Consider the following 17,324-nt stretch of genomic DNA (forward strand, 5'->3'; position numbering starts at 1 on the left):
ACCGTGAGGGTTGCCGCTTTATGCGGCTCTGGGCTCGATCGGCTGCCAGATGCTGATCTTGCGAGTCTCCGGCATCAGGAAGACGGCAAGCACGAAGCACACGGCGGGGACCACGATCGGGTAGATCAGCGCGTAGCCGACGCTGCCGGTCGCGGCGAAAGCCGCCGAGGTGATGAACGGCACCAGCCCGCCGCCCCAGCCGTTGCCGATGTGATACGGCACCGAGACCGACGTGTACCTGATCCTGCCGGGAAAGAATTCCGCCAGGAACGCGCCGACCGGTCCGTACACCATCCCGACATAGCAAACGAGAATGAAGATGATGAAGATCGCGGCCACATAGTTGATGTTGCCGGGCTGCGTGACCGTTCCCAGCCACAGATACAGTGGATAGTATGTGATTGCGGCGAGCAGCATGCCGCCGAGGATCACCGGCTTGCGGCCGATCTGATCCGACAGCCAGCCAAAGAAGATCAGGCTCGGCGTTGCGATGAGCAGCGCGGCTCCCACGATGTAGGCGGAGGTCAGCGCGTCCACCTTGGAGACCTGCTGCAGAAAGTACAACGCCCAGAACTGACCGCTGTACCAGACCACGCCCTGACCGATCAGGACCACAACGGCAATCCCGATGTATTTGATGTTGGCGCTCAGGAAGGCCTCCTTCCAGGGGTTCTTGGTCATCTGCCCGCGAGCCTTGATCTCCTGGAAGATCGGCGTCTCCTGGAGCTGGAGTCGGATGTAGATCGCAATCGCCACCAGCAGGAAGGACAGCAGGAACGGAACGCGCCACGCCCATTCGTCGAAGGCTTGGTTGCCGGCATATGTCCGCGTGAGGACGATGACGGCCAGCGACACCACGATCCCGAGAGTAGGCGAGGTCTGCAGCCAGCCGGTATAGTAGCCGCGCTTGTCGTCCGGCACATGCTCGGCAACGTAGGTGATGGCGCCACCATATTCGCCGCCCAGGCACAGGCCCTGGATCATGCGGAGGCCGAAGAGGAGGAACGCGGCCGTCAGACCGATCGACTGGTAGGTCGGGATTAATCCGATCGCCCCCGTGCCCAGTCCCATTCCGCTGAGTGTGATGAGAAACGTATATTTGCGGCCGACCCGGTCACCCATCCATCCGAACAGGAAGGCCCCTAGCGGACGGATGAGAAATCCTGCCGTAAAGAGCGCGATCGTGCTGAGGAGGGCTGCAACCGGGTGGGATTGCTCGAAGAACTTGACCGATAGAACTGCGGCCAGGCTGCCGAAGATATAGAAATCATACCATTCGATGATGTTTCCCACCGACGCAGCGATGATCACGCGGCGAAAATCGCTCGGAATTTGCATGGGCATTTGCAACTCCTATGGTTTCAAGATGTCTCCTCGCGTGTTTCAGCGGTCGATCTTCTCGCGGAGTGCGTGATGCGCGGCGTTGCATGCGCCTGCTATCGAGTTGCGTCGGCAACGCCTGACCTCAGGGGAGTATTGGACCACCTGAGGTGAGCTCCAGCGGCTTTAGAACCGCGAGCAGCCACCGCCTTGCCATTTGCCGGAGAGGCGGGGAACCGTAGTGTAGTCCCAGCAGGGGCGGGCACCTTATGAGACTTTCGGCGCAATCGACGGGCCTGGGGCGCGTTTGTGAAGGAGGCCGCACGCGCTCAAATTCTCCGTGACGTCTGGCGGGCAGCGAACGGAAGGTCGTCCCAGGCGTTGTGTGGGGTCTATCAGAGGATCCCACCATGCAGAACATCGCAGAGCATATGGAAGTCATCGGCGCCGACGGCGTCCATGTCGGCACGGTCGACCGCGTCGAGGGCAACCGCATCAAGCTGACGAAGAAAGACAGCGGCGAGGGCAGCCACAAGGGGCACCACCATTTCATCGACAAGGGTCTCGTCGCCGGGGTCGAGGGGAACAAGGTCCGCCTCTCGGCCAAGGCGGACGTCGCCGTGACGATGGAAGAGGAAAAGTAGGGCGCACCCTCTTCGTTCCTGATCTGTACCGCTATTCGTCCGCCTGCACGTTCCGGTAGCCTCTGAGCCAGTCGCGTATCGTAAGGTGCAGGAATGGCGGAGCCGGGCCGGCCGCAGCGTGTCTCGCAAGGGATCGCAGGAACCTGGCCGGCGGGGCGCTCCGCGTCCGCTGGCGGCCTCGCACCCGCAGGCTTCGACCTCTGGTCCGCGATCGCCGGGACTTTGCGCCAATGGGCCAGCGCCGAGGCCGGCGCGGGCCGGCTGTTGCCGTGGGTTCCCGTCGCTTTCGGCAGCGGCATCGGGCTCTACTTTGCGGCCGACCGCGAGCCGGTGCTGTGGGTCGTTGCCACAACGGCGATCGCGCTGCTGCTCGGCGCCGTCCTGGTGCGGCGGAGCCGGCTGTTTGCCCCTGCGATCATGATCGCGGCGGTTGCGGCCGGCTTTGCCGTCGCCACCTGGAAGACGGCGCGCATCGCGCACACCGTTCTGGCAAAGCCGCTCTATTCAGTGTCGTTGTCGGGCTTCGTCGAGACGCGCGACATCCGCGAGCGCACCGATCGCTTCGTGCTGCGCGTCACCGCGATGGAGGCGCAGCGCAGCGACATCAGGTTGGAGCGCGTGCGGCTATCGGTGCGCAAGGGGACAGCGCCCGAGGTCGGCAGCTTCGTGCAGCTCAAGGCGCGGCTGATGCCGCCGATCTCGCCGGTGCGCCCCGGCAGCTACGATTTCTCGCGCGACATGTTCTTCCAGGGCATCGGTGCCTCCGGCTTCGTGATGGGCGCCATCACGGCTTCGGTGCCGCCGGAGACCGGCGGCTTGCGGCTGCGCTACGCCGCCTTCATGCAGGGCCTGCGCGATGCGATCGACGCGCGCATCCGTGCCGTGCTCGAAGGCGACAACCGCGCGATCGCGACCGCGCTATTGACCGGCCGGCGCGATGCCATCACTGCGCCCGTCAATGACGCGATGTTCGTCTCGGGGCTCGGCCACGTGCTGTCGATCTCCGGCTATCACATGGCGGTGGTTGCCGGCGTCGTGTTCTTCGCGGTGCGCGCGCTGCTGGCCTTGATCCCGGGACTGGCGGTCGGCTTCCCCATCAAGAAATGGTCGGCGGCTGCAGCGCTGGTTGCCGCCGCGTTTTATCTTCTGCTCTCGGGCGCGGAGGTCGCGACGCAACGCTCGTTCTTCATGACCGCGGTGGTGCTGATCGCCGTCATGGTCGATCGCCGCGCCATCACCTTCCGCACGCTGGCCGTGGCCGCGCTGATCGTGCTCGCGGTGGCGCCGGAGGCGCTGGTTCACCCCAGTTTCCAGATGTCGTTTGCGGCAACGCTCGGGCTGGTGGCGCTGGTGCAGATCGGCATGCCGAACCTGTTTGCCTCGCCCGACCATTCCGCGACCGCGCGCATCGCGCTGTGGGGCGGCCGCGAGATCGCGATGCTGTTCCTGGCCTCGCTGATCGCGGGGCTTGCGACCACGCCCTATGCTGCCTTCCACTTCCACCGCGTCACGCCTTACGGCGTGCTCGCCAATCTCGGCGCGATGCCGGTGGTCTCGGCGCTGGTGATGCCGGCCGGATTGTTAAGCTTGCTCGCTGCTCCCTTCGGGCTCGATGGCGTGTTCTGGTGGCTGATGGGGATCGGCATCGACTGGATGGTCGCGGTGTCGCGCTGGGTGGCGGCCCTGCCGGGCGCGGTCGGCCGCATCCCGGCGTTCGGCATCGCGCCGCTGATCGCGGCCAGTCTCGGCATCATTGTCATGGGCCTCTTGCGCACGCCGTTGCGCTGGTCAGGCGGGCTGGTGCTGCTGGCTGCGATCCTCTGGGGCCTGTCGGCGCGGCCGCCGGATATCCTGATCGCCGGGGACGGCCAGAGCGTCGCGGTCCGGGGCAGGGACGGGCACCTGCACGTGATCCGGGCGAGCAAGGACAGCTTTCTGCTGAAGGAGTGGCCGGCTGCCGATGCCGATCCGCGCGATGCCGCCAATGGTACTCTGGCCGACGGCGTGTCGTGCGACGAGGCCGGCTGCGTGACGCCGCTTGCCGACGGGCGCCTCGTCGCGCTGGCCTTGCGCATCGATGCGCTGGCGGACGATTGCAGCCGCGCCGCGCTGGTGGTGACGGCCCGGCCGGCTGCGCCGGATTGCGCGGCGATGGTGGTGGACCGGCAGCGCCTTGCCGCGCAGGGCGCATTGGCGCTGACACGGCGGGGCGACGGCTTTGCGGTGCAGACGGTTAAAGCAAGAGGCGCAGACCGCCCGTGGGCGGCGGCAACCGCCGGCGAAGGCGATTTCGGCGCGACCCTTGCGCCGCCGGCGGCGGCGCCCCGTAACCGGGATGCGACGCCGTCCGAGGCGGACATGCAGGCTGAGGATTGAGGAGGCGGGCTACAGGTACCAGGCCAGCACGGCGTCGAGCCCGGCGCTCCCGATTACCGGCAAGGCAACCATCTGGCTCAGCCCGGACGCGCGGGCTTCGGCCGCGGCGATCGATTTGTCATGCGCGAGATCATCGTTGAGCGCAGGCATCCCCGTGGCCCAGGCGCCGCCGATGCTGCCGTCGCCCCTCGTGATGGACTTGTCCGCATAGAGCGCGGCAAGGTCGGTCTGGGCGCTGCAATCGCCGGCGCGGAAGACCAGCGCAGAACGAGCCTCGTTCGGCCCCCAGATCTCGAAGCGCCGCGCAATCGGCGTTGCCTGCGCGGAGAGGAAGGTCAGCACCCAGGTCTGGTCGGTGCCGGTCCGGTAGGGAACGCCGACGCCGAGATTGATCCCGACCTCGGCGGCGTCTTCCCAGCGCAGAAAGCTCTTGGCGTTGTGCAGGTCCTTGATGATCAGCGGCAGGCCGGCTTTCCAGGTGCGTCCGGGCAGGCCGAAGCCGCGCGGAAACCTGGTGTGGCGCGAGTTGAACTCGAACATGTCGGCGGTGCCATAGTAACCGTCGACCAGGCCCATCTCGTGGGAGGTATCGGGGTCGTTGTGCCAGAGCTCGATCGCGCCGACATGCGCCTCGTCGTCGCCGCAGAACAGGACCATCACGGCTTGCAGGAATTCGCCTGAAAATACCGGCACCGCCACGCCGCAAGTCAGGCCCGCCGCGAGCGCCTGGTCGGTCCGCCTGAAATAGGAGTTGGCGAATTTGGTGAGGATGACGGGATGGCCGGAAGCCCAGGCCTTGCCGGGAAGGCCCTCATCCCGACCGAAGCGCAGCTCTTCACTTGCGGCCCTGAACGCGGACAGCCCTTCGCCGTAGAGGCCCCCGCCGAATTCCAGCCGCGTACGCGTCCGGTCGGGCACCCAGAGTTCAACGACGCGAATGAAGGTCTTCATCGAACGTGTCCGCCGCCTCAAGCCTTTTGGCAGCATCGGCCATTTGCCTGCGGAACGGACGTTCAAAATTCAGGCAGGGCAGCGCAAACTTCGTGCGACGGAGAAGAGCGGCGGCTGATCGGCGAAGGTATTTTCGAAGATGCAAACCACACCACGTCGCCGGCCACGGCCGGCGATGGCGATTTCAATCATGGCCCGACCCGCGAGCCGGGGCTGCTACGATCAGCCGATCGGCAGGCGTGTGATCGTCGGCCTGTCGGCCATGGTCTGCGGCTTGTGCTCGCGCTCGCCGAGTGGCTGGGTCACCGGCAATTGCAGCACGGTTGCGCGCTGGCCTTCGACGAGCTGAGTCACCAGCACGTATTTGCCGTCGGGAAATTCGATCGCATCGTGATGGCGATCCGGAATGTGCGGGTCGATCTTGCCGAACTTGCCGACGCGCGAGTTGATGGTGCGCGTCCAGATCCAGCGATTGTCGTAGCGGACGTTGTCGGCGAAGGCGAGCTCCGTTCCCGGCAGCAGGCATACCGCGACGGACATGTCGGCTTCGGAGGCGAAGCCGCGTGTCGAGGTGCCGCGGAAGGTTGTCGTGACGATCGTCTCACCGACTTCGGCAGGACGCGTCGCGACGGCGTGCAGGCTGTAGTCACACATCGGGGTGCTCCTCATTCGAAGATAGCGACCCGCGCCTCTTGTCGAGGCACAAGCCTCTATCAGAGTGGAAGCATACAACGGTCTGCTTGGTTGTGGGCAAATCTGCGGCTTGGGTCCGCACGCCGCCATCACAATATCTTTTTCAGATGCACGAGGAACAAAGCCCGCTTCCGTGCATTCTGCGAGCTTCTTCTTCGTCAGCGGCCAGCAGGTGCCGACCAGCCCGAATACGGCGAGGCCGGTTGCGACTGCTGTCCAACGGCGTCGCGTGCGTTGCGCAATTGCTCACGCGTCGTCGCTGGCGTCGTCTTGCGGACATGATGCGATCGTGCGGCGACGGCCGGTGACACTGACGTTGCGATCAGCGCCATCGCGACGGTGCTCAAGACGATCTTGCGCATGGTTGTCTCCTCGGTTTCTCAAAGGCCCGTAAAGCGATGCGTGCTTTGCGCGGCGTGCCGAGGATCTAGCGCGGGGGAGGTGGCCGGATAATCTGTGCAGAACCAGAAAGACTATCCAGCCGGAGCGGACAATGATCCGCTCCAATCGTTCAGGCGCGGTCGCCAACTGGCGCCGCGGGATGCACTTAGTACTTCCGGTACAGGCCGATCAGCTTGCCCTGAATCTTCACCCGGTTGGGCGGCAGGATGCGGACCTCATAGGCGGCGTTGGCGGGCTCGAGCGCGATCGATGCGCCGCGGCGGCGGAAGCGCTTCAGCGTTGCTTCCTCGTCGTCGATCAGCGCCACCACGATGTCACCGGTGTCGGCGCTCTCGTTGCGCTGGATCAGCGCCATGTCGCCGTCGAGGATGCCGGCTTCCACCATCGAATCGCCGCGCACTTCGAGCGCGTAGTGCTCGCCGGAGCCGAGCATGTCAGGCGGTACGCTGATAGTGTGGCTGCGGGTCTGCAGCGCCTCGATCGGCGTGCCGGCCGCGATACGGCCCATGACGGGCACGGCGACGGGACGCTCACCCTCGTCAGCCGGCGGGCTGGAGGTCGTGCGCACCTTGCCGAGATTGCCTTCGATGACGCTCGGCGTGAAGCCGCGGCGGTTGCCGGCAGCCGCCTGGAGCTCGGGCAGCTTGATGACCTCGATCGCGCGGGCGCGGTTGGGCAGGCGCCGGATGAAGCCGCGCTCCTCGAGCGCGGTGATCAGGCGATGGATACCCGATTTCGAGCGCAGATCGAGCGCGTCCTTCATCTCGTCGAAGGAAGGCGGCACGCCGCTTTCCTTCAGTCGCTCGCTGATGAACCGCAGGAGCTCGTATTGTTTGCGCGTTAACATCTCGACCAAAATCCCCCGGTTGATGTCGTTCGATTCCGAGACGCTCAGTTCAGCGATAAGCCGCTGCATGCTCGAAACAAATCATGAACGGACACTATATGTTCGATACATGTTCCGCAACTGCTTAATTTACCGTGAACGCGACAAAGTTCGCGGAACGCGTGTGGTGACAGCGTTCATACGGGCAGCAGCAGCACCTCGCATTGCGTGCCGGCTTCGGCCTCGGGCGCGAACGGCGCGCGTACGAGAAGTGCCTGTGCCGCAGCGAGATTCGCAAGCAGCGAGGAATCCTGGTGATTGACGGGCAGGGCGATCAGCGTGCCGTCGTCGCGTCGCTCCAGGCGCGTGCGTAGATAATCCTCGCGCTGGTCGTTGGCATTGAGGTCGCGGCCGAGCACGGCGCGCTCGCGGCGATGATGAATCACGGTGCGACCCGACAGTGCGCGAATCAACGGCACCATGAACAGGAAAGCGCAGACGTAGGATGACACGGGATTGCCGGGCAGGCCGATGACGCGCATCGCGTCGAACCGGCCGTGCATCATCGGCTTGCCCGGCCGCATCGCGATCTTCCAGAACGACATCGCGATCCCCTCGGCCTTGAGCGCCTGCTGGACCAGATCGTGGTCGCCGACCGAGGCGCCGCCGGACGTGATCAGGATGTCGGCGCCACTCTCGCGGGCCCGGCGGATCCCGGCGGTGGTGGCTTCCAGCGTGTCGGCGGCAACGCCGAGGTCGACGGTATCGGCGCCCTCCTGGCGGGCGAGCGCGTGCAGGGCGTAGCCGTTGGAATAGACGATCTGGCCGGGGCCGGGCGTCGCGCCCGGCATCACCAGCTCGTCGCCGGTGGCGAGGATCGCGACCTTCGGACGGCGTTGCACGGGTAGGTGCGGGTGATTCATCCCGGCCGCGAGTGCGAGGTCGCGCTCGGTGAGCCGGGCTCCCTTGCGCAGCAGCACCTCGCCCTCGGCAAAGTCGACCCCGGCGCGCCGGATGTGCCGTCCGGGAATCGCTGCTTCCTTGATCGTGATGCGCTTGCCATCAGCGACCGTATCCTCCTGGATCACGACCGTATCCGCGCCGGCGGGAACGACGCCGCCGGTGAAGATCCGGACCGCTTCGCCGGCGCCGACCAACCCGGCAAACGGCCGCCCGGCCGCGACCTCGCCGATCACCGTCAGTTGGGAATCGATCGTCGCCGCATCGGCCGCGCGCACGGCATAGCCGTCCATCGCCGACATCGCCTGCGGCGGCTGCGTGCGCCGCGCCGCGACGTCGCGCGCGAGCACGCGGTGGTAGGCCTGGTCGAGGGGGACCGTCTCCTCAGGCAGCGGCTCTGCGCCGGCAAGCACCGCGGCAAGCGCGTCAGATACCGGCATCAAGGCCACGGGTGAAAACTCCTGCTGAGCACGTTCGGCAAATCGGCGGCGAGAGTTCTAGCCGAGTGCGGCCGCAGAGGCAAAACAGTGGAGATGCAGGATGATTCAGCCTGCGTCGTTCGCTCTATCGCGAAAGATGGACGTCAAATCCGCCGCGGCATGATCCGGAAGGCGAGGCAGACCGGCACGAGGACGGCCATGGCAAGCACGAGAAGAACGAGCGCCACGGCCAGCATCGGTCAACTCCCTGCCGGCGCGTCCGGACTGACGTCCGGCGCTTTGGGGCCCTGATCCTTGTCGGGCAGCGGGTCGGCCTGGGATTTCAGGTCGGCGGCCTTGCTGATCAACTTGGCGGATAGGTCGGAGTCCGAGGTGGTTCTTGCGAACTCGAGCAGGAGAGAGGCTTGCTTGGTGAGGTAGGATTTGCCCAGCACGTCGATCGGTCCAATGTAGAAGTCCCAACGGACTCAAGAGTCCGGAAGGGCAGATTCCGTTCCCGGAACTTTGTACAAAAATGCACAAAGTGATTTGGTTCCTCATATTTGGCAAACGAGTTCCAGGGAACCGCACCTGCCGGGAGGCGGATCCGTCAAATCCCGAGCTGCTTCAGCGCATCGCCGACGTCACGGGGCGAGGTCACATGCACCGCGGTCAATCCGCGCGCCCGGGCCCCCTCGATGTTTTCCGCGAGGTCGTCGAAGAAGACGATGCGGCTCGCCGGCACGCCCATAGCGGCCACGACATGGTCGAAAGCCTCCGCGTCCGGTTTACGCAGGCCGATGCTGGACGACAGGTAGAGCTCGCGGAAATGGCCGAGCAGGCCGGCATATTCCTTCGAGAAATGGTCGACATGCGGCCGGTTGGTGTTCGAGAAGGCGTAGAGCGGCATCCGCCTCGCCGCACGCGGCAACAGTTCCGCGATGTCAGGCATCTCGCCGGCGAAGATCGCGTTCCAGCCCTCCAGGAACTGCGCGTCGGAAATCGCGATCCCGAGTGATGAGCGCAGCGAGGAGAAATAGTCCGCGTCGCTGATCTTGCCGACCTCGTGCAGCCGGTAGGCTTCGCTGTCGCGCACATAGCGCGCGACGATGGCTTCGGGCTTGCAGCCGGCGTGTCCCGCCCAGCAGGCGATCGCCCTGGAGAAATCGATGTCGAGCACCACGCGCCCGAGATCGAACAGAAGCGCGTCTGCGCTGCCGGGAGAGAGCGGGGGCACCTGCATCCTTTCACTCAGTATCGATAGGGATCGTGGTCGAACAGCGGGAACGCGCTGAACACGCTCGGCGCGTTGGTCGCGGTGGCCGGATGCAGGCAGGACCTGCCGACCTCGGCGAACGAGGTGGCGCCCAAGAGGCCGAGGCAGCGCAGCACCTCGTCTTCCAGCAGCTCCAGCATCCGGGCCACGCCGGCCTCGCCGGCCGCCGCCAGGGCCCAGCATTGCAGCCGGCCGATGCCGACGAGGTCGGCGCCTGCCGCAATCGCCTTGACGATGTCGGTGCCGCGGCAGAAGCCGCCATCGACCATGATCCTGGCGCGGCCTTTCACGGCGTCGACGATTTCAGGCAGCACATGCATGGCGCCGCGGCCGTGGTCGAGCTGGCGGCCGCCATGGTTGGAGACGTAAATCCACTCGACGCCGTGATCGAGCGCGATCTGCGCATCCTCGGCGGTGGCGATGCCCTTCAGGATCAGAGGGATCTTGAACTTGTCCTTGATCATCTTCACGGTCCGCCACTCCAGTCCCTTCTGGTAGTCGCCGCCGGTGGCGCGCAGGCGGCTTTCGCGAACGTAGCGCTTGGCGATGTCGCGTTCGCGACGGCTGTAATGGGCGGTGTCCACGGTCAGGCAGAAGGCGGCGTAGGCGTTCTTCTCGGCCCGGCTGACGACATCGGCGACGAAGGCGTCATCGCCGCGCACATAGAGCTGGTAGAGACGCAGCGCGTCGGGGGCAGCCTCGGCGGTTTTCTCCAGGCCGGGCTCGGACACCGAGCTCAGCATGTGCGCCGCACCGAAGGTGCCGGCAGCACGTGCGACGCTCGCGGCGCCATCCGGGTCAAAAATCTCCAGCGCGCCGACCGGGGCCAGCACCACCGGCAGGCGCATCTTGCGGCCGAACTGCTCGACGCTTCCGTCGACCTTGCGGACGTCGCGCAGCACGCGCGGGCGGAAGGCGATCTCGTCCAGCGCCATCCGATTGCGGCGCATCGTGGTCTCGGTCTCGGCGGCGCCGACGATATAGTCCCAGGCATTCTGGTTGAGGTTGGCGCGCGCCTTCCGGATGAATTCGTGCAGGTTCTGGAACGGCTCGTTGCTGGCGCCGAGTTCAACGTTCCGTTCCGGCCGGATGCGGGGCGCTTCGTTCATTGTTGTCCTCCCGAGAATTTGAAGCCTTGTGTCATCGCCTAACCCGTCCGCCTCTCCAAAACCATCCTAAAATCGCATAGCTGCGAAGCGCGGGCCGGCCGGCCGATTCCGCCGCTCGTGCGTGATGGTTTCGGAACGTTGCCAAAAGTTTAGGCCGGGACGAAGGGATTTTTGCAGGTGCCCCGCCGGCGTTGCGGGCCGGCCTTGAAGAAACCTGAATGGTATTGTGAGAACCGGGCTGGATCGCCATTTGCATGGCGGCTCCCGAGCCCCGAGCAAGAAGGCTAACTCATCCATGCGGAAATCCCTGCTGTTCCCCCTTGGCGCGCTCACCGGCGTGTGCCTGACCCTTCTGGTATCCGGTCCGCAGGGCGGACTATGGGCGGCGAGGGCGGCAGCGGGCGCGGACGATGCCTATTCCAAGCTCAACCTGTTCGGCGAAGTGTTCGAGCGGGTGAAGGCGAGCTATGTCGAGAAGCCGGACAATTCCAAGCTGATCGAAGGCGCGATCACCGGCATGGTGACCTCGCTCGATCCGCATTCACGCTACATGAACGACAAGGCCTGGACCGAGATGCAGGAGACCACCTCCGGCGAGTTCGGCGGGCTCGGCATCGAGGTCACGATGGAGGACGGCCTCGTCAAGGTCGTCTCGCCGATCGACGACACGCCGGCTTCGAAGGCCGGTATCATGTCAGGCGACCTCATCAGCAAGATCGACGGCGACGCCGTGCAGGGCATGACGCTCGAGCAGGCCGTCAACAAGATGAAGGGCCCGGTCGACACCAAGACCAAGCTCACCATCGTGCGCAAGGGCGCGGACGCCCCGCTCGACGTGGCGATCACGCGCGAGATCATCCATGTGCGCCCCGTCCGCTTCCATGTCGAGAACGGCGATATCGGTTATATCCGCGTCACCTCGTTCAACGAGCAGACCACCGACGGCCTGAAGAAGGCGATCGCCTCGATCTCCAAGCAGGTGCCGCAGGAGAAGCTGGTTGGCTACGTGATGGACCTCCGCAACAATCCGGGCGGATTGCTCGACCAGGCCGTGTCGGTGTCGAGCGCCTTCCTGCAGCGCGGCGAGGTCGTCTCGACGCGCGGCCGCAATCCGGAAGAGACCCAGCGCTTTACCGCGCATGGCGGCGACCTCACCAAGGGCAAGCCGCTCGTGATCCTGGTCAATGGCGGCTCGGCTTCGGCCTCGGAGATCGTGGCCGGTGCGCTGCATGACCACAAGCGTGCCACCATCATCGGCACGCGCTCGTTCGGCAAGGGCTCGGTGCAGACCATCATCCCGCTCGGCTCCGGCAACGGCGCGCTGGCGCTGACCACGGCGCGCTACTACACGCCGTCAGGCCGCTCGATCCAGGCCCAGGGCATCGCGCCCGACATCGAGATCCTCCAGGATGTGCCGCCCGAGCTGAAGGGCCGGATGGACACCATGGCGGAGTCCCAGATGCGCGGCCATCTGCAAGCCGCCGACGGCACCGAGCAGACCGGATCGCAATCCTACGTCCCGCCGGAAGAGAAGGACGACAAGGCCCTGCACGCGGCCTATGACTTCCTCCACGGCGTCACCGCGAATGCCGTCGCCTCAAAGCCCGCGCCGAAGGCCGCGGTGCCGAACTAGACCTTGCGATCTCCAGACACCGATCGCCCGGGAGTGGATACCGCTCCCGGGCGATTTCGTTTGGGGGATTGTCTCGGTGATCCGTAGCCCGGATGGAGCGAAGCGCAATCCGGGATTCACACTACACGGACCCGGATTACGCTTCGCTCCATCCGGGCTACGCTCGCGACATTCCGACCTAGCCTGCTTCCCGTCGGCGGCCTTCGCTGCCTTCGCGCCGCGCGAGCCGGCTGCGATGCAGCGCGAACAGCTCCAGCATCTTGTCGGCAGGTTTTGCGGCGCTGAACAGATAGCCCTGCATCTCGGTGCAGCCGAGCGTGCGCAGCAGCCGTTGCTGCTCTTCGGTCTCGACGCCCTCGGCGGTGGTCGCCATGCGGCGGGCGCTGGCGAGGTTGACCACGGCCTGGACGATGCTGGCGGAGCCGTCGGGGCCGGCGATATCCTCGACGAAGCAGCGGTCGATCTTGATCTTGTCGAACGGGAAGCGGTGCAGATAGCTCAGCGAGGAATAGCCGGTGCCGAAATCGTCGAGCGCGATGCGCACGCCGATGGCGCGGAGCTGGTGCAGGATCGCGAGCGCCGTGTCATCGTCGCGGATCAGCACCGCCTCGGTGATCTCGAGCTCGAGCCGGCTCGCCGGAAGGTTGGAAGCGGCGAGCGCCGCCATGATCTTCAGCGCCAGCGTGCCGCTCTTGAACTGCACCGGCGAGACGTTGACGGCGAGGCGGATGTCGTCGGGCCAGCCGGCAGCATCCCGGCAGGCGGTCGCCAGCACCCATTCGCCGATCTCGTTGATCAGGCCGGTGTCCTCGGCGATCGGGATGAACTCGGCCGGCGAGACCATGCCGCGCTCGGGATGGCGCCAGCGCACCAGCGCCTCGCAGCCGGTGATGCGGTCGTCCTTCAGGCCGAGGCAGGGCTGGTAGTAGACCTCGAGCCCCCCTTGGGCGATGGCGTGGCGCAGGTCGATCTCGAGCTGCCGCCGTTCGCGGACCTTGGCGTCCATCTCGGGTTCGAAGAAGCGGTAGGTGCGGCGTCCCGCGGATTTGGCGGCGTACATCGCAAGGTCCGCGTTCTTCAGGATCTGGTCCAGCGCCGTGCCGTGTCCCGGCGCCAGCGCGATGCCGATGCTGGCGTCGCTGGTGAGATGATGGCCCATGCAGTCGAAGGGCGTGCGGATGGCCTGGAAGATCCGGGCGACGAGATCGTTGACCTGGTCCGGCGAGGTCACCGCGCTCTGCACGATGGCAAACTCGTCGCCGCCGAGCCGCGCCACGAAATCCGTCGGACCGGCGCAGCGGCTGAGGCTCGCTGCCATCGATTTCAGCAGCTCGTCGCCGACGAGATGGCCGAGCGCGTCGTTGACCCCCTTGAACTCGTCGATGTCGATATAGTGGACCGCGACCTCCTCGCCATCGACGATGGCGGCCAGCTCCTGCCGCAGATGCTCGTGGAACATGGCGCGGTTGGGCAGATCGGTCAGCGCGTCGTAATGGGCAAGGTGGGTGATGCGCTCCTCGATGCGCCGGCGCTCGGTAATGTCCTCGTGCGTCGCCACCCAGCCGCCGTCGGTGAGCGGTTCGTTGAGGACCTGGATCGAGCGGCCGTCGGCGGTGTCCACGACCATGGAATTGCGGACATGAATGTCGCGCAGCACGCGTTCACAATATTGATCGACGTCGCCGGTGAACGAGCCGGTCGTCTTGCGATGCGCGATGATGTCGTGGAAGCTGCAGCCCGGCGCCACCACGGCGGCCGACAGGCCGTACATGTCGATGTAGCGCTGGTTGCACACCACGAGCCGCCGGTCCGCGTCGAACAGCAGCAAGCCCTGGGTCATGTTGTTCACGGCGCGGTCGAGACGTTGTTTCTCCAGCGTCAGCCGTTCCCTGGAGAGGCGGTGCTGCTCCAGCAGCTTGCGCACGATCGCGATCAGAACGCCGGCGATGGCGAGCGCGGAAGAGGCGGCGACCGAGACCAGGATGCCGATCTGCTCGCGCCAGTCCGTCAGAGCCGCCGCGCGCGTCGTCGTGGCCATCATCAGGATCGGGTAGTGAGGCAGGGCGTGCGAAGCGATCAGGCGGTCCTCGCCGTCGACCGGGCTCATGAAGCGTCCGGCGAAGTGATCGAGCCCGAAGACCCGCTGCTGCTCGAAGGGGCCGGTCCTGAAATTCCGCCCCATCAATTCGTTGGAATGGGGATAGCGGGCGAGCAGCGTGCCGTCGCGATGCAACATCGAGATCGTCGCGCCTTCGCCGAGCACCACGGATTCGAAGAATTTCTCGAAATTGGCCGGCTCGATGCCGCGTCCGACCACGCCCATGAACTCACCGTTCGGGCCGACGATCCTGCGCACGAGCAGGATGGTCCAGGCGCCGGAGATCCGGCTGTGCAGCGGCTCGATCAGGACATCAGGCGAATAGGGGTCGTATTTGAAGGTGCGGAAATAGGCGCGATCGGCGACGTTCACCTTGGGGGCGGGCCATGCCGTCGATGAATTGATCAGATTGCCGTCGGCATCGATGATGTTGACGCCGCCGATGTAAGGAAGCGCCTCGATCTTCGAGCGCAGCATCCGGTGGATGTCCTGACCCGAGAGGCGCTTGCGATAGTCTTCCGCGTTGGAAATGCCGATCGTGCGGACGTGGTCGACGAAATCCTTCTGGATGACCGCGAAATCCTGCAATTGCTGATCGAAATGATGGGCCAGCATCAAGACGGTGTTTTCCAGCTCGCGGCCGGAATTGCGTAGCGCGCGTTCGCGGAAGTTCTGCGCCATCAGCGTCGCGCCGACGGCGATCGCGGCGATCAGCAGCGTGCCGCCCACGACCAGCCAGCGGATCGGTCCGCTGCGCGCGAAGGCCTGGTCGTAAAGGCGACTGCCGAATTTCGTCATCATGTCGATCGCTGCCGCGCACACGCCAGGATCAATTCTTGATCCTCAAGACATCCGTTGGTTTACGGGAACGGTATGGAGCAGAAGTTAGGAAGCGCGGTTAATGCGACATGAATCATCACGCAGAAAAGCGGGAGCAAGCCGTGCAGGAATTGCCGCAAGACACCTGCGCTGCCGGACAGTTCCTGCCGACCATGCCGCGATCAACCAAGGCTTAACCATCTAAGGCGTTGGCGATCCTCAAGTCGCCATTGGCACGTGATTTGCGAACATGCCTGCCAACGACACAGTGAGGAGTTGATCGTGAAAACCGTTTTGAAGAACTTCATTGCCGACGAATCCGGTGCGACGGCGATCGAATACGGCCTGATCGCCGCCGGCATCGCGCTTGCGATCATCGCCGTGGTCAACAATCTCGGCTCGACGCTGAAGCTGAAGTTCGGATCGATCAGCACATCGCTGAAGTAGAAGATCAGGCGCGGTAATGGCCGGACTTGCCGCCGAGCTTCTCGACGAGATGGATGCCCTCGATGCGGACGCCGCGCTCGACGGCCTTGATCATGTCGTAGATGGTGAGGCAGGCGACCGATACGGCCGTGAGTGCTTCCATCTCGACGCCGGTCGGACCTGTCACCTTGACGCTGGCGCGGACGAGGCAGCCCGGCAGTTTCGCGTCGGGCTCGATGTCGACGGTGACCTTGGACAGCGCGAGCGGATGGCAGAGCGGGATCAGCTCCGAGGTGCGCTTTGCCGCCATGATGCCGGCGATGCGCGCGGTGCCGAGCACGTCGCCCTTCTTGGCGTTGCCGGACACGATCAGATCGAGCGTCGCGCTGGTCATGACGACGCGGCCTTCGGCGACCGCGAGCCGCTCGGTCGCGGGCTTGGCCGAGACATCCACCATTCGCGCCTCGCCGGAGGCGCCGATATGGGTGAGGGCAGGGCCGGCCTTGGTCTTCGATGGCTTGGTCGTGGAGGCCTTGCGCGCCATGTCAGCGCGTGCCCGTCGCGCGAGCGCCGGTCTCACGCGCGAGCAGCGTGCGCGTGGCGGCGGTGACGTCGGCCTGCCGCATCAGGCTCTCGCCGACGAGGAAGGTCGACATGCCGACCCGCTCGAGGCGGGCGAGATCAGCGGGCGTGAAGATGCCGCTTTCGCCGACCATCAGCCGCCCCTCGGGGATCAGCGGCGCGAGCGTTTCGCTGGTCGCGAGCGTGGTTTCGAAGGTGCGCAAATTGCGGTTGTTGACGCCGATCATCGGCGAACGCAGTTTTAGCGCGCGGTCGAGCTCGGCGCGGTCGTGGATCTCGATCAGCACGTCCATGCCATGGGCGATGGCGGCATCTTCGAGGTCCTTTGCGGTGGCGTCGTCGAGCGCGGCCATGATGATCAGGATGCAGTCGGCGCCATGCGCGCGGGCCTCGACCACCTGGTAGGTGTCGAACATGAAATCCTTGCGCAGCACCGGCAGCGAGGTCGCCGCGCGCGCAGCCACCATGAAGTCGAGATGGCCCTGGAACGAGGGCGTATCGGTCAGCACCGAGAGACAGGCTGCGCCGCCGGCCTCATAGGCCTTGGCGAGATCAGGCGGATCGAAATCCGCGCGGATCAACCCTTTCGAGGGCGAGGCCTTCTTGACCTCGGCGATCAGCGCGTAATCGTCGTTGGCGTGCTTTGCCCGGATCGCGCGCACGAAGCCGCGCGGCGCGGACTGCGCCTTGGCCTTGGCCTCCACCGCCGACAGCGGCTGCGCGCGCTTGGCGGCGGCGATCTCCTCGCGCTTGTACGCCTCGATCTTGGTCAGGATATCCGACATGTCAG

General features: G+C 65.5%; 17 protein-coding genes. 5 read left to right on the forward strand and 12 right to left on the reverse strand.

The annotated features are described in order from the left end of the window. Nucleotides 1-18 precede the first annotated feature (18 nt). On the reverse strand, nt 19-1,344 hold the full coding sequence (locus N2603_RS21285; RefSeq protein ID WP_260423896.1) for an MFS transporter: 1,326 nt from the start codon (nt 1,342-1,344) through the stop codon (nt 19-21). A gap of 386 nt (nt 1,345-1,730) precedes the next feature. Here N2603_RS21285 and N2603_RS21290 point away from each other — a divergent pair, with 386 nt between their 5' ends. Both N2603_RS21290 and N2603_RS21295 read left to right on the forward strand, forming a co-directional pair. Beyond that, nucleotides 1,731-1,964, forward strand: a complete 234-nt coding sequence (locus N2603_RS21290) for a DUF2171 domain-containing protein (protein ID WP_026311879.1) — start codon at nt 1,731-1,733, stop codon at nt 1,962-1,964. Between the two features lie 93 nt (nt 1,965-2,057). Next, entirely contained in the window at nt 2,058-4,340 is a 2,283-nt protein-coding gene (locus N2603_RS21295; protein WP_260423897.1) for a ComEC/Rec2 family competence protein, read from the forward strand. A 9-nt stretch (nt 4,341-4,349) separates the two neighbouring features. Here the strand turns inward: N2603_RS21295 and N2603_RS21300 are convergent, their stop codons facing one another. Continuing rightward, entirely contained in the window at nt 4,350-5,291 is a 942-nt protein-coding gene (locus N2603_RS21300; RefSeq protein ID WP_260423898.1) for a GAF domain-containing protein, read from the reverse strand. Between N2603_RS21300 and N2603_RS21305 the strand changes: the two genes are divergently transcribed. Next, nucleotides 5,278-5,409: a hypothetical protein gene (locus N2603_RS21305; protein WP_260423899.1), complete on the forward strand. Its 132-nt coding sequence runs from the start codon at nt 5,278-5,280 to the stop codon at nt 5,407-5,409. The genes N2603_RS21300 and N2603_RS21305 overlap by 14 nt on opposite strands. 104 nt (nt 5,410-5,513) lie before the next feature. On the opposite strand, the gene N2603_RS21310 is transcribed toward N2603_RS21305, so the two are convergent. From N2603_RS21310 to N2603_RS21340, 7 genes are all read right to left on the reverse strand, one after another. Next, on the reverse strand, nt 5,514-5,945 hold the full coding sequence (locus N2603_RS21310) for a hypothetical protein (protein WP_260423900.1): 432 nt from the start codon (nt 5,943-5,945) through the stop codon (nt 5,514-5,516). Nucleotides 5,946-6,142: 197 nt separating this feature from the next. After that, complete coding sequence (locus N2603_RS21315; protein WP_260423901.1) at nt 6,143-6,346, reverse strand: hypothetical protein; 204 nt, start codon at nt 6,344-6,346, stop codon at nt 6,143-6,145. Nucleotides 6,347-6,531: 185 nt separating this feature from the next. Then, nucleotides 6,532-7,233, reverse strand: coding sequence for a transcriptional repressor LexA (gene lexA / locus N2603_RS21320; RefSeq protein ID WP_027559402.1), 702 nt, complete (start codon nt 7,231-7,233; stop codon nt 6,532-6,534). A 176-nt stretch (nt 7,234-7,409) separates the two neighbouring features. Then, nucleotides 7,410-8,621: a molybdopterin molybdotransferase MoeA gene (locus N2603_RS21325; RefSeq protein WP_260423902.1), complete on the reverse strand. Its 1,212-nt coding sequence runs from the start codon at nt 8,619-8,621 to the stop codon at nt 7,410-7,412. A 230-nt stretch (nt 8,622-8,851) separates the two neighbouring features. Beyond that, on the reverse strand, nt 8,852-9,046 hold the full coding sequence (locus N2603_RS21330) for a hypothetical protein (protein WP_018642274.1): 195 nt from the start codon (nt 9,044-9,046) through the stop codon (nt 8,852-8,854). 155 nt (nt 9,047-9,201) lie between these two features. After that, the gene (locus N2603_RS21335; protein WP_260423903.1) at nt 9,202-9,834 is read right to left on the reverse strand and encodes an HAD family hydrolase; all 633 of its coding nucleotides are present in this window, start codon (nt 9,832-9,834) and stop codon (nt 9,202-9,204) included. Nucleotides 9,835-9,842: 8 nt separating this feature from the next. Continuing rightward, nucleotides 9,843-10,976, reverse strand: coding sequence for an alpha-hydroxy acid oxidase (locus N2603_RS21340; protein ID WP_260423904.1), 1,134 nt, complete (start codon nt 10,974-10,976; stop codon nt 9,843-9,845). Nucleotides 10,977-11,271: 295 nt separating this feature from the next. Between N2603_RS21340 and N2603_RS21345 the strand changes: the two genes are divergently transcribed. Next, complete coding sequence (locus N2603_RS21345) at nt 11,272-12,609, forward strand: S41 family peptidase (protein WP_018642271.1); 1,338 nt, start codon at nt 11,272-11,274, stop codon at nt 12,607-12,609. Nucleotides 12,610-12,787: 178 nt separating this feature from the next. Here the strand turns inward: N2603_RS21345 and N2603_RS21350 are convergent, their stop codons facing one another. Next, nucleotides 12,788-15,508 (reverse strand): bifunctional diguanylate cyclase/phosphodiesterase, encoded by a 2,721-nt coding sequence (locus N2603_RS21350; protein ID WP_260423905.1) that lies wholly within the window; start codon nt 15,506-15,508, stop codon nt 12,788-12,790. A 300-nt stretch (nt 15,509-15,808) separates the two neighbouring features. On the opposite strand from N2603_RS21350, the gene N2603_RS21355 reads away from it, so the two are divergent. Further along, nucleotides 15,809-15,973 carry a Flp family type IVb pilin gene (locus N2603_RS21355; protein WP_026311877.1) on the forward strand — a complete coding sequence of 55 codons (165 nt, stop codon included), beginning with the start codon at nt 15,809-15,811 and terminating at the stop codon, nt 15,971-15,973. A gap of 4 nt (nt 15,974-15,977) precedes the next feature. Here the strand turns inward: N2603_RS21355 and moaC are convergent, their stop codons facing one another. Then, nucleotides 15,978-16,496, reverse strand: a complete 519-nt coding sequence (moaC, locus tag N2603_RS21360; protein WP_260423906.1) for a cyclic pyranopterin monophosphate synthase MoaC — start codon at nt 16,494-16,496, stop codon at nt 15,978-15,980. Nucleotide 16,497: 1 nt separating this feature from the next. Beyond that, nucleotides 16,498-17,319, reverse strand: a complete 822-nt coding sequence (gene trpC / locus N2603_RS21365) for an indole-3-glycerol phosphate synthase TrpC (protein WP_260423907.1) — start codon at nt 17,317-17,319, stop codon at nt 16,498-16,500. Between the last annotated feature and the right edge of the window lie 5 nt (nt 17,320-17,324).

The sequence above is a fragment of the Bradyrhizobium huanghuaihaiense genome (genome assembly GCF_025200885.1).
GTDB lineage: Bacteria > Pseudomonadota > Alphaproteobacteria > Rhizobiales > Xanthobacteraceae > Bradyrhizobium > Bradyrhizobium huanghuaihaiense.

What these genes read in the sequence shown, in the direction of transcription:
- N2603_RS21315 (WP_260423901.1), bottom strand. Translation starts at nt 6,346, where the DNA reads ATGCGCAAGATCGTCTTGAGCACCGTCGCGATGGCGCTGATCGCAACG.
- N2603_RS21285 (WP_260423896.1), bottom strand. Translation starts at nt 1,344, where the DNA reads ATGCCCATGCAAATTCCGAGCGATTTTCGCCGCGTGATCATCGCTGCG.
- N2603_RS21350 (WP_260423905.1), bottom strand. Translation starts at nt 15,508, where the DNA reads ATGATGACGAAATTCGGCAGTCGCCTTTACGACCAGGCCTTCGCGCGC.
- N2603_RS21340 (WP_260423904.1), bottom strand. Translation starts at nt 10,976, where the DNA reads ATGAACGAAGCGCCCCGCATCCGGCCGGAACGGAACGTTGAACTCGGC.
- N2603_RS21305 (WP_260423899.1), top strand. Translation starts at nt 5,278, where the DNA reads ATGAAGGTCTTCATCGAACGTGTCCGCCGCCTCAAGCCTTTTGGCAGC.
- moaC (WP_260423906.1), bottom strand. Translation starts at nt 16,496, where the DNA reads ATGGCGCGCAAGGCCTCCACGACCAAGCCATCGAAGACCAAGGCCGGC.
- N2603_RS21295 (WP_260423897.1), top strand. Translation starts at nt 2,058, where the DNA reads ATGGCGGAGCCGGGCCGGCCGCAGCGTGTCTCGCAAGGGATCGCAGGA.
- N2603_RS21300 (WP_260423898.1), bottom strand. Translation starts at nt 5,291, where the DNA reads ATGAAGACCTTCATTCGCGTCGTTGAACTCTGGGTGCCCGACCGGACG.
- lexA (WP_027559402.1), bottom strand. Translation starts at nt 7,233, where the DNA reads ATGTTAACGCGCAAACAATACGAGCTCCTGCGGTTCATCAGCGAGCGA.
- N2603_RS21335 (WP_260423903.1), bottom strand. Translation starts at nt 9,834, where the DNA reads ATGCAGGTGCCCCCGCTCTCTCCCGGCAGCGCAGACGCGCTTCTGTTC.
- N2603_RS21290 (WP_026311879.1), top strand. Translation starts at nt 1,731, where the DNA reads ATGCAGAACATCGCAGAGCATATGGAAGTCATCGGCGCCGACGGCGTC.
- N2603_RS21310 (WP_260423900.1), bottom strand. Translation starts at nt 5,945, where the DNA reads ATGTGTGACTACAGCCTGCACGCCGTCGCGACGCGTCCTGCCGAAGTC.
- trpC (WP_260423907.1), bottom strand. Translation starts at nt 17,319, where the DNA reads ATGTCGGATATCCTGACCAAGATCGAGGCGTACAAGCGCGAGGAGATC.
- N2603_RS21345 (WP_018642271.1), top strand. Translation starts at nt 11,272, where the DNA reads ATGCGGAAATCCCTGCTGTTCCCCCTTGGCGCGCTCACCGGCGTGTGC.